Source organism: Nostoc sp., assembly GCF_036919575.1.
GTDB lineage: Bacteria > Cyanobacteriota > Cyanobacteriia > Cyanobacteriales > Nostocaceae > Nostoc.
Map to the genome: position 1 here is coordinate 1 of NZ_JBALBY010000030.1, position 12,772 is coordinate 12,772.

Here is a 12,772-nt window from a genome sequence, read left to right on the forward strand (position 1 = left end):
CTCCTCGGTCAGGAGCTAGCGCGATCGCACCCCGAAACATTTCATCAAATGCTCTCGACCTTGGGCTTCTGTCCAGCCTACTCGCTGCATTTCGGCGTCGGTCTGCTTCATGAGGTCTTCGATTCTTTCGCCTTCGGGTTTTTTTTTTTTTTGTCGGGCATTGGGTATTGGGTGTTCGTCTTGGAAATCCTGGATGCATCATTTTTAGGAGGTGCGATCGCTATGCTGCTCAAAACAAAAAAGATGGGACAGATACTTTTTGACAACGGATTTGCGCCATTACAGCGATTATGTTCATGCAGTGAACATTTCTAGAAAGTGCGATCGCAGTTAGGAGTTAGGAGTTAGGAGTTAGGAGTTAGGAGTTAGATCAAGCTGACGTCCCGTTTCGCTAACTAGATTTCTTGGCGTTGGATCGAAAAGGTAGTAACTGGTTTCTCGGTAAAAAGCCGAGGTGGGAGTTTTGAGCTAAGAATAGATAGAGTCCATCGACAAGAATTAAGGCGGGCGGGAAATCGTTAACACCTACCATCTCCTTGGTTTGCAGTCTCTGCCCTGTGCTTGTGGTCAAAATGGCTTTTAGCATCAGCTAACAGGGATAAAGTCAACGTAATAGTCAGCACCCGGAACAAATTGAGCCGAGGCCTCTAGGTTGGTAATTTCGAGTGTAATTTCACCGGCTGGTGTCGCTTTCCAGAAAGTAAGGTTTTCCTCACTGGGTGGGCTGGTGGTTACAGGGGTGAAGCCAACTGTTGCTGTTTGGGTTTCGTCGTTGAATTTGTTTTGCTTTGCTGACAGGTGAATTTAGCTCTGATAGTCATTGTTTTTATTCCTTAGTAATTGGTAGTTAACGCCGATCGCGTTCCAAGTCGCTAATTATTTTTTCTAAATGCCAACCGTATTGTTTGTCAGGGTAAGCCTGCTTTTGTTGCAGTAACAAACGTTCGGCGGCGGCATCATCTCCTTGCAGCATTCCCAGAAGTCGTGAATGCATTTCGTAATCTCTGAGTTCGTTAATGCCCTGCTCCAAGTTGTAAATAACTTTTGCCAAATACCAGTTATCGTGTCTGCCGGGAAATACTCGTCGCTGTTGCAGCAGTAATTCCTTGGCGGTAGAAACATCGCCGTGCAATATCTCTAAAAGTTGGGCTTGTAGTTGGCGATTCCTGGGGTTGGTGAGATAGGTATTGGAGTATTTGGGTTGTTTTTGGGGAGAGGATTGAGCTTTACGGTCTTGATCTTGTTTGGCGCAATGGTAATAATAAAGCCCTATCAACAAGCTAAGTAGTAGTTTGAGAATCCAGTAGGTTAAAGTTTCCATAGTGAGTTGAGTTGGTTCTCAATCCACCATGCGGTTTTCCCTTGGATGTGAGCATCGGGGAATTTCCGCATTTGTTTTTGGACTTTGGACTGTTCATATTCATTACTTAGGTATCAACTCTTGCTGAAGACAATCGCAACTCAATCCCGAATAGTCACAGATGCGTCGCCTGCTGATGAGGAGGCGACATATCCATGAATAAAGCCGTCTTCCCCGTGAAGGGTAGGACGGCTTTATTGCTTGTCTGGTATATCTTCTAAAGTTTCAGCTAACAGCGACTGTAAATTATGTATCTCTGCTGTTGGTTGATTACCGTTACTAGGTATTTGCTTCAACTCTTTCAGTCTGATCCTTAGTAATTCAGACTGCTGCTCATAGTAAGCCAGCTGTTTCTCTGTCTCCTCAACTAGCTGGCTGACAAGTTTCCCAGCGATTTCGCTAGCTGACTGTTGTCCTGCGACAAGGGTATCTGATTCGTCGCAATCTTCTCTAAAAGTTGGGATCTGGTAAGTCCCATATCCTGCGCTAGTTCCTGAAAGAGTTCCCATGCTTCGGGGTGTACCTTCAGGCTGACTCCTATAACTTCCCTGCCTGATTTCGGTCGTCCGGTTCTTGCCATTTTTACTTTCCATTTCTAACACCCCAATTATTGCATATCTAGAAATCCATTATTGACCAACATATCCAGATATGCAATACTCTAACTAATGGATTTTTAGAAATCCAGATATAACTTACCACCCCAAATCAGGCAGAGATAGCAGCCTACCAGCAATGAGCGATCGTAAAGACCTGCTAGGGGAAACTGACTTGACTTGACTTGACTTGACTTACCCAAACCAGGTAGAGATAGCAGCCTGCCCGCAATGAGCGATCGTAAAGACCTGCTAGGGGGAAACTTGACTTGACCTTGACTTACCCTGACTTAGCTTGACTTGACTTGACTTGACTTGACTTACCCAATTACCCAGGAGAAAACCGACATGAAAGTGACAGTTAAAGAACTAATTGAGAAGCTGCACGAATTTCCGCCAGACGCGGAGGTTGCGATCGAAGACTTAGACGATGACACAGAATATTACATCGCCAGTTTTGCGGCTGGCGACGGCAAGATGACCATTGTGATCACCAGCGAGGAGGAAGAAGAAGAAGAAGAGGAGAAAGGTTAAATTTTCAGCGCCAGGGCTAAACAATTCCTGGCAAATTAAAACTCCAGAGCAAACGCCCCGGAGTCGGTTCCCTCACGAAACTATGACAGAGATTAGAAAAGGACAGCCTAACAGATGTCTAGTCAAACAGCAAAAAGGCGATCGCCAACTAAAGACCGATGCAAAACCAAAAACTAACTCCAGAAGAATTACTTGAAGCCAGAGATTGGATTAAAGACTGCTGCCCCAGCTGGCGTGACCTAAACAAAGAAGATGTTGACGGCTTGACAGACGAGGAGGTGACGAGAGGAGTTCAAAGAAATTTTTCGGGAGGAATCAGCCAATTTAAAAGCAACCTGCCCGACAAATAACAGCAAAAAGGCGATCGTCCAGACACGAACGATCGCCAACTAAATTTCTCTCAAATGCTAAGGCAATCATACCAATGACCAAACCATTAGGCTACTACACCAGCTACACCCCAGGCGATGATTCACTCCTAGAAAAGGTGCAAGAGCAGTACGGCAGCACCTTCGAGAGAATGACCAAGCGAGAGAAGCTTTCTATCTTAATGATTCTGGCGTCAAACATCGGCGCTCAACTAGAAGGGGGGGTGCGCGGAGAAATTTACGCTGTTGCCAGAGAAATGACAGATAAACTGTCACTCTCCGACCAGTCCGGAATCATGCAAGCGATTATTGATCAAGCTCGTTGGGGGCAGAATGCAGATGCAAAACCTGTACACCACTCCTGACGCGGCCAGGGAAACTGGCATTCCAGAAAGCACGATCCGCAGTTGGTTGCGCCGACATCCTGAAGTATTTCAGTTTGACGTTCATGTTGTCAGCGATGAACACGGCGTTAAACTTTGGACTGAAGCGGGAATTGCACTACTGCATAGTCGGCGTGCAACGAAACCTGCACCAGATGATGATGCAGAAATTGATGCAGAATCCGACGCATCCGACTTACTTGAATCGCTTCTTGAGCGAGATTCACAGCAACTAGCAGAGCAATACTGGCGATTGCTGGCGGGACGAACAGTGCAACGCATTAAACAGATGCGGGACAACCCCACACCCGAACAACGCCAAATAGTGCAAACATCAGTCCGCGCAGCGCTCAACGCCGGAACAGAGCATCTACTCTTACCCACTTATCAGCCGATGCTTTTGGAGGGAGATGAGGGAGAGTAAACAGCAGCCCGGTAGCAAGGTTGTCCCGTTCACGGGTGAATTTTACCCAACGGCATCAGAACCTACACCATCTGGAAATAACGTTGCGGCTTATTTAGTGATCATCGCAGCTGCACTGGTTGCGGGATTGAGCATGGGAGCGATCGCAACTTATCAGAGTGCGGATCAAGTGCAACTGCGCCAGATGAAAGCCCAAAGCCAGCAACTCGAACAAGTCAAGAGTCAAGTTTGTAAATAAGGAGTAAATAATGGGAATCCTGGCACGCATAACTAGCGCTGGTAAATCTTCTGGCGCAAAATCCAATCAATCTTCGCTTTCCTCTGGCGGACATGGAATTGATAAAGATCAAGTGCTAGCGCCGACAGACCCGACTGTAATTAATCCCATGAATGCGGGAAGCTGGCAGTCCGTGAGAACAGCACCCGTAAATGGTGAGCCGCGCTACTTTAACAAAGCTGAAGCCGACGCACTTAAGCGAGTCGCCACCCAGAAAAGAGAAGAAGCCCGTCACTCGCAGAGGGCTTACAAATCTCTTAAGAGGATGGAGCAGTCGGACGCTCAGGTACACGCCTCTCATCGTAACTATATCAAAGGGGTTGCTGACGGTGAACTTACCAAAAAGCGTTCTGATGCCAGCACAGCTAGACATCTACACGCGCTGCGCCCTGAATATGCCAAACTCGGTTTTGGCTTAGATCGCGCTGACAACAAAGCCCAACAGCGAATTGAAGAACTAAAAGCCAAAATCAAGGATAAATACTAATGGCAAAGGCGGTACACCTGGGGGCTTGGTTCCTTTTGGGGTGTATCGCCTCTAGTTTTGTGGCTTGGCTAGGGGCGTTACACCCAGCTTTACTGCGGGTGATGTGGGTGATTTACATTATGTGTGCAGCCGGACTTGGTGTGGTCCTGGTTACTGATGATGCTGTGAGAACATTTCTGAAGCTGTCTGAACCAGATTATTATGCCTTACTGATTGCGATCGCAGTTTCGATTGTTTTGGGGGGAATTGTCACATGGCTGATAGGTGGTTAAAAACCAACTGTTTGCTAGCGGGTGTGACAGCATTTTGGCTGTCCGCACTTTCTCCTTTACCGCAAATTGGCAAGGGAATCAGCTACAGCTTGGCGCTTGTTGCAGCAGTGCAACTCATCCAAGAGTCGCGGCGGCTGATAGTCCAGGATGCCCGACGGTCCGCACTAGCGGCTATGAACCAAGAGCTAGAACAAACCGAATTCGCACTGCATACCCAGCAGCAAGAGCAAGCGCTTTATGAAGTCTATGGCGCTGCACCAACTTACCCGGAGGAAGTCGAGCAGGAATTAAAAACGAGTCTGGAACACTTGTATAAAGAGCCAAGTGCAGATTACACCGGTGAAACTTCCGCTTCCACTTCCGATGACAAAGCCTTTTATTTAGCGGTCAGGGGATTGTTAGAAGCCAGGGGCGAGACTTACGTGATTGAGCAGATTTTAAAGATGGGTGGACGACGCTGGGAGGAAGGTAAGCGGCGATTGCAGCAAATTTTAGATGAGGGAAACAGGAATGGATGGTAACGAAGTCCTAAGTTTGGTGCTTGTCAAAATGGCAACATCTCCAGTCAAAGCGGATCGAGATGCGATCGCGCGAATTGAGCGTGAATGTCAAGCGGATATTCTCAAAATTACTACCTCATTAGAGAACTCGCGGATCATCGCCGAAGCCCTAAACAGCCATGAACAGGTTAAAGAATTCAATCCTTTACCCTTGAAGATATTAGCAACGGGTCTATTTTGGTCTGGTGTTATTGGTATCGCCACTCTCTTTGTTAGACCTTCTTACGTCTGGTGTGGCGTGTCTCTGGGCTTTGTGTCTGGGATTGCTGGCAGAGTTGTGGAGCCTTTCAAAAGTTAGTGATCGCGTTACTCATGAACGCGATCACTTTTCATCTACCAATGTCTTTAATATCACACAACCATCATGGGAGCTATTGACCGAGGGAAGGAAATTATCAAGGAGGCGATTCGAGCGACTCAAGCGGGTTTAGTGGCTCGAATACCGGTTGCAGATGAAGTCAACTTAGTTGTATTTGAACGAGCATTGAGAGCGGCAGATGTTCAGCGAATGCTTATTCAGAAAGGGGTTAGGGTTGAATTTTATTTCCCTGAAGCACCTGTAGAGCAAGCTAAAAAATCTATGTTGCAAGTTATCAGGAGTGCCGAAGCTGAAATTCAAGAGATTGTGTTTCCTGTTATCGCCCAAGATTACGCAGATGCAGAAATAGCCCTAGCTAGTTCAGAAGTGCAACAAGCGCTGAACCGACGTGGCATAACTGCATCACTCCGCCGGGAATCTCAAAAGCAAATAGTTATCGCCAGCATTGACCAGGTGATAAGCGGCGAACTGGACAGATATTTCAGGGAACGGGAATGAGCAATCAACTTGTCGAATTAGATTTTTGTTGTCCAGAGTGCAATTGCAGCCAGTGGCAGTATGACCAAGATAGCGGGGTTTATTCCTGTGGGCGTTGCAGTTACGTTATGGCGTTTGATGAAGATGATCCAGACTATGACGAGGCGGACGAGGAACAAATTAAGCCACTGTTCCCGGCAGAATTAGCCGCTTATGAAGATTCGGTTTCTTGCTGGGACTGTCACGGGACTGGGAGAGTTTATATCCTTGATTCGCCAATGAAATGCACCGAATGTTTTGGCACTGGGTACATTTAATGGATACAGCGCTTACCAAAATTAACGATCGCCTAAAACTTGCTCAAGTGATTTTGAGGAGGAGGAAGAATATGACTAACGAAACCTGCCCTCGCTGCGATTGCACGACGCTGAAATACCAAGAAAATTATGGTTACTGGGAGTTTTTAGACTGCGGTCATGTCTGGGCGTTAGATGCTGACGATCCAGACTACGACGAATCAAATATGTGTCCGGTCTGCTTGGGTTCAGGCAAAAGCTCACTGATAGAAGAATGCCCAATCTGTGAAGGATCAGGGAACCTTTAAATCGATGCTAATGATTGAACAGCGAATTAATGAGGCTAACGGACGGCTTAAAAATAGCTATTGCGGCTTAAAAATTGAAAAAATAGGGGGGCGACTTTACCTACGTGGAACATTACCCCCTAAATCACTATCCGGCAGTAATAAGCCCTATCGCCAGAGAATATCAGCCGCTAATGCTAATCAAGAAGGGATAAAAATAGCAGAAAGACTAGCAAAAAAAATTAGTGTACAAATCGATGCTAAAACCTTCGACTGGGCTGATTATCAAGAAGAAGCAGAAGTAAGACTTAATATCAAAAATATTAATGATTGGGTTGAAGAATTTGAAAAAGATTATTTTTCTAGGAAGGAGCGAACGTTTAAGACACAAACAACATGGAGAGTAGAGTACCGTGCAGTGTTTAAGTTCCTACCGCTAGAAGACGAATTAACAATTGAGAATTTAAAATCGACAATTATAAATTGTTCAAAACCTGATACCCGTACTCGCAAGCGCTTTTGTCAGTCATTAAATCTATTTTCTAAATTTGCTGGACTGAATTTTGATTTTTCAAATTTAGTAGGAAATTACAGTTACAGCAGCCGAGAACCGCGCAATCTCCCAACTGATAAAGAGATTCAAGATTTTTATTACCAAATTGGTAGCGACTCCTGGCGATGGATTTACGGAATGATAGCTACTTATGGATTAAGGAATCATGAGGCATTTTTTATTGAGCTAAATTCCCTAAAAAATCCTGACCACTCGATAAAAATTACCCAGGGGAAAACCGGATCGCGTAAAGTGTGGCCACTGCATCCTGAGTGGGTTGCCACTTTTGATCTAACTAATCCCAAATGCCCAGGCATAAACCTAAATCGTCCCAATACGGCGATAGGCAATGTGGTTACACGACATCTTAGGAGAAATGAAAACATGCCGTTTAAAGTTTATGACCTACGCCATGCTTGGGCAGTGCGATCGCTTGAATATGGCATTGATATTTCATTGGCTGCAAAGCAAATGGGGCATGGGTTACAAGTTCATAGCAATTTGTACCATTCTTGGATTAACGAGCAAGCACACCAACGTGCCTTTGAGCTAGCCATTAACAAGAGCGATCGCCCGCTTCCACCGTTGTTATAGTGATTCGTAATCAGCAGGCCGTGGGTTCGAGTCCCATCATCGGCTTTGATAAAAGCATTCCTGAATAATAAAGTTTGACATAAATCAAGCATTTAGCCAAATGCTTGTAAAAACCATTAAAAACGCACAGCGAAGAGGTGAGAATAGAAGAATAAACATGAATTCAACCACGCTTACAGCATTAAGGATTGCACATAGACGGATGCAATCCCTGATTGAGGAGTTGTACACAGCCGGTCAAACTGCATTGGACAACGATGACTTGCTTTTCGGCTAGCTTACTTCAAAGCATAGCGGATAAACTTTATGTAGAAGCGGAAAACCTGGATATTCTGATTTCTGAGTTGGAGGGTTAATGAAGACAAACGTTGAGTTAAAAGCTCGAATTAAAGAACTTGGGAAGCAAGCCGCAGACTACAGTCGCCAAGCCGTTCAAGTCTTTGACACAGATCGAGAACAAAATAGAACCTTGATGCGACAAGCTTACGAGTCCAGTAAACGCTGCCAAGTTTTGATTAGTGAGTTACTAAGGCGGCAAAGTCAAAGCTAAGAACTTTCAAAAATCAAATACGAGTCCTAAGTCAAGTTTGACATAAATCAATGTACAGTGACTAATTATTTGTCGTCGGTGACACATTGATGTCGTTGTGACAAATTATTGTTATCAAACCTAGTAATTCGCTTCCGTATGTATTGGTGACAAATTATTGTCATCTTTCTGGAAAGCAACAATTTATATATGGAGCTTAGATAGATTTAAACCCCTATTATGGGACTACTATTTGATTTTTGAAAAGATACGTGGGGGAGCCAGTCGCGTGGGCGGGTTTGCCGACTTGAGCGGTAGCAACGCAGGAGCGTCACTGGCGTTATTTTATCGCCGAGACTACGGCACCAAATCCTTACGAATGGTGCGTTAGGATGAAATTCGTAATGCACCCTACAGTACTGATTTAACAAAGTTTTGGGGTTTAATTCCCCTGCCTCTACAGGCAGCAGGTTTTGATGCCTAATTAAAATCCCCGTCACAAAACGTAATTGCGAATTGCGAATTGCGAATTGCGAATTGCGAATTGGTTTAACACCCCTACTCCCATTTTCAAGTCAGGTAGATTATTGCAGCAATGGAGTTGTGCCATTACCGTTAGTTAACGCATTCGCAATTGCAGCTTGAGTAGGTTGAGTAGTAAGAACCGCTACAACTGGAGTAACTTTTGAACTAGGTTGTTTAGTTCGTTTTCGATTGGAGCCGCCAGCCTTAGAATATTCTATACTGTTTCTGCCGTAGACAGTTGCAACTCCACTTAGCATTCGTTCAGATATTTCGGAGAGAGCTTTATCCATCTGGGTTACTGTTTTACGCGATTCTTCCAGATTGGAAACCAGCGTATTATTAGCTTCTAGCATCGCACGGGTAGTGTTGATTAAGTGACTGTAAGCTTCAATGGTTAACCCATGTCCTAAATCCAGATTTTCATCAATAGATTTAAGCAAGGCGAGACGAAGTTGGGCTTTGTCAATAGCAGCAGAACCACGAGTTTTTAAAGACATAACACATCCTTTTTTAATAATTCCTTTTTCAACATAGTGGAGTATCCTTTTGCCTGAGATGGGTAGTTTTGTGGATTTATTTCATTAAAAGTTCAACGAAATAATTACGAGTTTGCCTGTGTTTTTACTCATTTTTCATATCGATTTGTTGTTTGAGAATAAGTACAATCAGCAACAGTAATGACAAAATTAACAAATGCGAACCCCGAAATAACAAACGCGAACCCCGAAATAACAATTGCGTACCCCGAAATAACAAATGCGTACCCCGAAATAACAAATGCGTACCCTGAAATAACAATTGCGTACCCCGAAATAACAATTGCATACCCCGAAATAACAAATGCGTACCCTGAAATAGCAATTGCGTACCCTGAAATAGCAATTGCATACCCCGAAATAACAATTGCGTTCACTGAAATAGCAATTGCGTACCCTGAAATAGCAATTGCATACCCCGAAATAACAATTGCGTTCACTGAAATAGCAATTGCATACCCCGAAATAACAATTGCGTTAGGTAGCCCAACCCAGGCATCGCCAAATCTATAATTGCAAACACAAAAATAATAAATGCGAACCCCGAAATCACAAATGCGTTGGCGTAGCCCGCACTATTTTGTAGGATTGATATCTGCGGCGATTACTCTATTAATTATTTGCTTGAGGAATAGGAGTTAGTATGATGTTACCTTCTTTCATAATTAGGGTTATATTCTTTAATTGATTCTATAGCATATTCTGGTTCATCTTCTGCATAACATTGATTTAAGTTATTTAAAGAGAAGGATTGCCAATTTTCTCTTTCTTCTATATTGGTTTCTAAACCGGTTACATCTTCGACTTGTGGAAGTGTTGAAGATTTAGTGATTAAATATTCGGCATAATGTAAAAGTTCAATTTTCAGGTAACTGGGCAAATTTTCTATGATTTTCCATAGGGCTGTTTCGGTACTCATAATTACTCCTTTTGGAATTTATAAGGATTAATATTACTTATTATTTTGATTGTAAGGTACAAGATCGGCGATGCCTACGGCGGGCTGCGCCTACGCACTATTTTATAGGAGTGATGTCTGCGACGAGGAAGGCGATAAGCCTAACGGCATAGCTTCTCTACGAGACGCTGCGCCAACGCTTACCGCAAAATCAGTATATTGTCTGTTCACAAGTAAAAAACACTCATCCACGAGGTTATTTCATTTTCAGAAACACATCATTTGTGATAAAATTCTATACTTGCTCGAAATCTGGGGTACTGGTGTTAAATTTTTCACACACTATAATAGTGTGATTTCTCACGCCCTAACCCATGAACGAACAGCGTCAGCAAGCCTATCTCAACCTTATTCGCAGCCTGTTAGATTCCCCAAGTGGTGAAGAACCAGAAATTTTAGCAGCAAACCAAGAATTACTTGATACTGGCTTTGTGCAGACGATAGAAGAAGTAGCACAGATGTGTTCCCAACACGGAGATGAGAATACAGCGAATAGGTTGCGAAATTTGGCAATGCAACTAGGGGAAGCGTTGAATCTAGATAATGAACTAGATTTGCAATCTCTCAGTGAGGAGGAGATACAGGCATATTACCAATTCTTGATGCAGGTACTACAAGCAACCGCAGACAGTGAGGGTAATTCCCAGGTGGTTTACCCCTTGTTGGCAAAGAATACAGACAAACTCGATGAGATGTTAGCAGAAAGATTACGCCATTGGGGGACAAATAGACTGAGGGAAGCGAAAGCAGATGAGGCGGAATACCTAGCAGCAGTTATTTTGAAGTTTAGCAATCTAATTCAGCAATTCCCCTTGGGTAACAAAGGCAGCAATATGGAAATTGCCATTACTGGCTATGAAGTCGCGCTGACAGTCTACACCAGAGAAGCTTTGCCTATTGATTGGGCAGGAACGCAAAATAATCTGGCTGCTGCCTACAGCGATAGAATTAAAGGAGACAGGGCAGATAACATCGAAAATGCGATCGCTGCTTATACTGCGGCTTTAACTGTCAGAACCAGAGAAGCTTTGCCTCAACAATGGGCAACAACGCAATATAATCTCGGACTTGCCTACAGGGAGAGAATTAAAGGAGACAGGGCAGAGAACATCGAAATTGCGATCGCGGCTTATACTGCTGCTTTAACTGTCTACAGCAGAGAAGCTTTGCCTATTGATTGGGCAAGAACGCAAAATAATCTCGCCAATGCCTACACGGATAGAATTAAAGGAGACAGGGCAGATAACATCGAAATTGCGATCGCTGCTTATACTGCGGCTTTAACTGTCTACACCAGAGAAGCTTTGCCTATTGATTGGGCAAGAACGCAAAATAATCTCGCTGCTGCCTACAGGGAGAGAATTAAAGGAGACAGGGCAGAGAACATCGAAAATGCGATCGCTGCTTATACTGCTGTTTTAACTGTCTACACCAGAGAAGCTTTGCCTATTGATTGGGCAGGAACGCAAAATAATCTCGCTGCTGCCTACAGGGAGAGAATTAAAGGAGATAAAGCAGAGAACATCGAAATTGCGATTGCTGCTTCTACTGCTGCTTTAACTGTCTACACCAGAGAAGCTTTGCCTGTTGATTGGGCAATGACGCAACACAATCTCGCTGCTGCCTACAGGGAGAGAATTAAAGGAGATAAAGCAGAGAACATCGAAATTGCGATCGCTGCTCATACTGCTGCTTTAACTGTCAGAACCAGAGAAGCTTTGCCTATTGATTGGGCAGGAACGCAAAATAATCTCGCAAATGCCTACAGGGAGAGAATTAAAGGAGACAGGGCAGAGAACATCGAAATTGCGATCGCTGCTTATACTGCGGCTTTAACTGTCTACACCAGAGAAGCTTTGCCTCAACAATGGGCAGCGACGCAAAATAATCTCGTAAATGCCTACACGGATAGAATTAAAGGAGACAGGGCAGATAACATCGAAAAAGCGATCGCGGCTTCTACTGCGGCTTTAACTGTCTACACCAGGGAAGCTTTGCCTCAATATTGGGCAACAACGCAAAATAATCTCGCTGATGCCTACAGGGATAGAATAAAAGGAGACAGGGCAGATAACATCGAAAAAGCGATCGCTGCTTCTACTGCTGCTTTAACTGTCAGAACCAGAGAAGCTTTGCCTCAATCTTGGGCAATGACGCAAAATAATCTCGGACTTGCCTACACGGATAGAATTAAAGGAGATAAAGCAGAGAACATCGAAAATGCGATCGCTGCTTCTACTGCTGCTTTAACTGTCTACACCAGAGAAGCTTTGCCTCAACAATGGGCAATGACGCAACACAATCTCGCAAATGCCTACAGGGAGAGAATTAAAGGAGACAGGGCAGAGAACATCGAAAATGCGATCGCTGCTTCTACTGCTGCTTTAACTGTCTACACCAGAGAAGCTTTGCCTCAACAATGGGCAATGACGCAACA

At 44.3% G+C, this 12,772-nt stretch carries 22 protein-coding genes; 17 read left to right on the plus strand and 5 right to left on the minus strand.

All coding sequences use genetic code 11. From position 1 onward, the window contains the following. Window positions 1–315, plus strand: a 315-nt coding sequence (locus V7K27_RS10010) for a hypothetical protein (protein ID WP_334946658.1), incomplete at its 5' end; no start/stop codon positions are given. A 532-nt stretch (window positions 316–847) separates the two neighbouring features. Here the strand turns inward: V7K27_RS10010 and V7K27_RS10015 are convergent. Then, window positions 848–1,321 (minus strand): hypothetical protein, encoded by a 474-nt coding sequence (locus V7K27_RS10015; RefSeq protein WP_334946660.1) that lies wholly within the window; start codon window positions 1,319–1,321, stop codon window positions 848–850. A gap of 233 nt (window positions 1,322–1,554) precedes the next feature. Next, window positions 1,555–1,953, minus strand: a complete 399-nt coding sequence (locus V7K27_RS10020; RefSeq protein ID WP_334946661.1) for a hypothetical protein — start codon at window positions 1,951–1,953, stop codon at window positions 1,555–1,557. Between the two features lie 351 nt (window positions 1,954–2,304). Between V7K27_RS10020 and V7K27_RS10025 the strand changes: the two genes are divergently transcribed. From V7K27_RS10025 to V7K27_RS10095, 15 genes are all read left to right on the plus strand, one after another. Then, window positions 2,305–2,490 carry a hypothetical protein gene (locus V7K27_RS10025; RefSeq protein WP_334946663.1) on the plus strand — a complete coding sequence of 62 codons (186 nt, stop codon included), beginning with the start codon at window positions 2,305–2,307 and terminating at the stop codon, window positions 2,488–2,490. 158 nt (window positions 2,491–2,648) lie between these two features. Further along, the gene (locus V7K27_RS10030; RefSeq protein ID WP_334946665.1) at window positions 2,649–2,840 is read left to right on the plus strand and encodes a peptide ABC transporter substrate-binding protein; all 192 of its coding nucleotides are present in this window, start codon (window positions 2,649–2,651) and stop codon (window positions 2,838–2,840) included. A 74-nt stretch (window positions 2,841–2,914) separates the two neighbouring features. Then, entirely contained in the window at window positions 2,915–3,223 is a 309-nt protein-coding gene (locus V7K27_RS10035) for a hypothetical protein (RefSeq protein WP_334946667.1), read from the plus strand. Further along, window positions 3,198–3,665: a hypothetical protein gene (locus V7K27_RS10040; RefSeq protein ID WP_334946669.1), complete on the plus strand. Its 468-nt coding sequence runs from the start codon at window positions 3,198–3,200 to the stop codon at window positions 3,663–3,665. Before V7K27_RS10035 ends, V7K27_RS10040 begins: the two co-directional genes overlap by 26 nt. Next, on the plus strand, window positions 3,652–3,903 hold the full coding sequence (locus V7K27_RS10045) for a hypothetical protein (RefSeq protein ID WP_334946670.1): 252 nt from the start codon (window positions 3,652–3,654) through the stop codon (window positions 3,901–3,903). Before V7K27_RS10040 ends, V7K27_RS10045 begins: the two co-directional genes overlap by 14 nt. Before the next feature lie 10 nt (window positions 3,904–3,913). Then, window positions 3,914–4,429, plus strand: a complete 516-nt coding sequence (locus tag V7K27_RS10050; protein WP_334946672.1) for a hypothetical protein — start codon at window positions 3,914–3,916, stop codon at window positions 4,427–4,429. Next, window positions 4,429–4,701, plus strand: a complete 273-nt coding sequence (locus V7K27_RS10055; protein WP_334946674.1) for a hypothetical protein — start codon at window positions 4,429–4,431, stop codon at window positions 4,699–4,701. Before V7K27_RS10050 ends, V7K27_RS10055 begins: the two co-directional genes overlap by 1 nt. Continuing rightward, a complete protein-coding gene (locus V7K27_RS10060) occupies window positions 4,683–5,222 on the plus strand; it encodes a hypothetical protein (protein ID WP_334946676.1) in 540 nt (179 codons plus the stop codon). The genes V7K27_RS10055 and V7K27_RS10060 overlap by 19 nt, the downstream gene beginning before the upstream one ends. Then, entirely contained in the window at window positions 5,212–5,559 is a 348-nt protein-coding gene (locus tag V7K27_RS10065; protein ID WP_334946678.1) for a hypothetical protein, read from the plus strand. The genes V7K27_RS10060 and V7K27_RS10065 overlap by 11 nt, the downstream gene beginning before the upstream one ends. 66 nt (window positions 5,560–5,625) lie before the next feature. Beyond that, window positions 5,626–6,078 carry a hypothetical protein gene (locus V7K27_RS10070; RefSeq protein ID WP_334946680.1) on the plus strand — a complete coding sequence of 151 codons (453 nt, stop codon included), beginning with the start codon at window positions 5,626–5,628 and terminating at the stop codon, window positions 6,076–6,078. Beyond that, the gene (locus V7K27_RS10075; RefSeq protein WP_334946682.1) at window positions 6,075–6,374 is read left to right on the plus strand and encodes a hypothetical protein; all 300 of its coding nucleotides are present in this window, start codon (window positions 6,075–6,077) and stop codon (window positions 6,372–6,374) included. The genes V7K27_RS10070 and V7K27_RS10075 overlap by 4 nt, the downstream gene beginning before the upstream one ends. A gap of 71 nt (window positions 6,375–6,445) precedes the next feature. Continuing rightward, window positions 6,446–6,661: a hypothetical protein gene (locus V7K27_RS10080; protein WP_334946684.1), complete on the plus strand. Its 216-nt coding sequence runs from the start codon at window positions 6,446–6,448 to the stop codon at window positions 6,659–6,661. 4 nt (window positions 6,662–6,665) lie between these two features. Further along, the gene (locus tag V7K27_RS10085; protein WP_334946686.1) at window positions 6,666–7,787 is read left to right on the plus strand and encodes a site-specific integrase; all 1,122 of its coding nucleotides are present in this window, start codon (window positions 6,666–6,668) and stop codon (window positions 7,785–7,787) included. A gap of 355 nt (window positions 7,788–8,142) precedes the next feature. Next, complete coding sequence (locus tag V7K27_RS10090; RefSeq protein ID WP_334783985.1) at window positions 8,143–8,337, plus strand: hypothetical protein; 195 nt, start codon at window positions 8,143–8,145, stop codon at window positions 8,335–8,337. Between the two features lie 232 nt (window positions 8,338–8,569). Then, window positions 8,570–8,707, plus strand: coding sequence for a hypothetical protein (locus V7K27_RS10095; protein ID WP_334946687.1), 138 nt, complete (start codon window positions 8,570–8,572; stop codon window positions 8,705–8,707). 193 nt (window positions 8,708–8,900) lie between these two features. On the opposite strand, the gene V7K27_RS10100 is transcribed toward V7K27_RS10095, so the two are convergent. From V7K27_RS10100 to V7K27_RS10110, 3 genes are all read right to left on the minus strand, one after another. Beyond that, entirely contained in the window at window positions 8,901–9,338 is a 438-nt protein-coding gene (locus V7K27_RS10100) for a hypothetical protein (protein ID WP_334946689.1), read from the minus strand. Window positions 9,339–9,466: 128 nt separating this feature from the next. Further along, window positions 9,467–9,817: a hypothetical protein gene (locus V7K27_RS36445; RefSeq protein WP_442947604.1), complete on the minus strand. Its 351-nt coding sequence runs from the start codon at window positions 9,815–9,817 to the stop codon at window positions 9,467–9,469. 209 nt (window positions 9,818–10,026) lie between these two features. Next, entirely contained in the window at window positions 10,027–10,296 is a 270-nt protein-coding gene (locus V7K27_RS10110; protein WP_334946693.1) for a DUF2281 domain-containing protein, read from the minus strand. Between the two features lie 353 nt (window positions 10,297–10,649). Between V7K27_RS10110 and V7K27_RS10115 the strand changes: the two genes are divergently transcribed. Next, window positions 10,650–12,772, plus strand: a 2,123-nt coding sequence (locus tag V7K27_RS10115) for a tetratricopeptide repeat protein (protein WP_334946695.1), incomplete at its 3' end; no start/stop codon positions are given.

Bases quoted from the DNA above. Each gene is read 5' to 3' on its own strand.
- V7K27_RS10015 (WP_334946660.1), bottom strand. From the start codon at position 1,321: ATGGAAACTTTAACCTACTGGATTCTCAAACTACTACTTAGCTTGTTG.
- V7K27_RS10020 (WP_334946661.1), bottom strand. From the start codon at position 1,953: ATGGAAAGTAAAAATGGCAAGAACCGGACGACCGAAATCAGGCAGGGA.
- V7K27_RS10025 (WP_334946663.1), top strand. From the start codon at position 2,305: ATGAAAGTGACAGTTAAAGAACTAATTGAGAAGCTGCACGAATTTCCG.
- V7K27_RS10030 (WP_334946665.1), top strand. From the start codon at position 2,649: ATGCAAAACCAAAAACTAACTCCAGAAGAATTACTTGAAGCCAGAGAT.
- V7K27_RS10035 (WP_334946667.1), top strand. From the start codon at position 2,915: ATGACCAAACCATTAGGCTACTACACCAGCTACACCCCAGGCGATGAT.
- V7K27_RS10040 (WP_334946669.1), top strand. From the start codon at position 3,198: ATGCAAAACCTGTACACCACTCCTGACGCGGCCAGGGAAACTGGCATT.
- V7K27_RS10045 (WP_334946670.1), top strand. From the start codon at position 3,652: ATGAGGGAGAGTAAACAGCAGCCCGGTAGCAAGGTTGTCCCGTTCACG.
- V7K27_RS10050 (WP_334946672.1), top strand. From the start codon at position 3,914: ATGGGAATCCTGGCACGCATAACTAGCGCTGGTAAATCTTCTGGCGCA.
- V7K27_RS10055 (WP_334946674.1), top strand. From the start codon at position 4,429: ATGGCAAAGGCGGTACACCTGGGGGCTTGGTTCCTTTTGGGGTGTATC.
- V7K27_RS10060 (WP_334946676.1), top strand. From the start codon at position 4,683: ATGGCTGATAGGTGGTTAAAAACCAACTGTTTGCTAGCGGGTGTGACA.
- V7K27_RS10065 (WP_334946678.1), top strand. From the start codon at position 5,212: ATGGATGGTAACGAAGTCCTAAGTTTGGTGCTTGTCAAAATGGCAACA.
- V7K27_RS10070 (WP_334946680.1), top strand. From the start codon at position 5,626: ATGGGAGCTATTGACCGAGGGAAGGAAATTATCAAGGAGGCGATTCGA.
- V7K27_RS10075 (WP_334946682.1), top strand. From the start codon at position 6,075: ATGAGCAATCAACTTGTCGAATTAGATTTTTGTTGTCCAGAGTGCAAT.
- V7K27_RS10080 (WP_334946684.1), top strand. From the start codon at position 6,446: ATGACTAACGAAACCTGCCCTCGCTGCGATTGCACGACGCTGAAATAC.
- V7K27_RS10085 (WP_334946686.1), top strand. From the start codon at position 6,666: ATGCTAATGATTGAACAGCGAATTAATGAGGCTAACGGACGGCTTAAA.
- V7K27_RS10090 (WP_334783985.1), top strand. From the start codon at position 8,143: ATGAAGACAAACGTTGAGTTAAAAGCTCGAATTAAAGAACTTGGGAAG.
- V7K27_RS10100 (WP_334946689.1), bottom strand. From the start codon at position 9,338: ATGTCTTTAAAAACTCGTGGTTCTGCTGCTATTGACAAAGCCCAACTT.
- V7K27_RS10110 (WP_334946693.1), bottom strand. From the start codon at position 10,296: ATGAGTACCGAAACAGCCCTATGGAAAATCATAGAAAATTTGCCCAGT.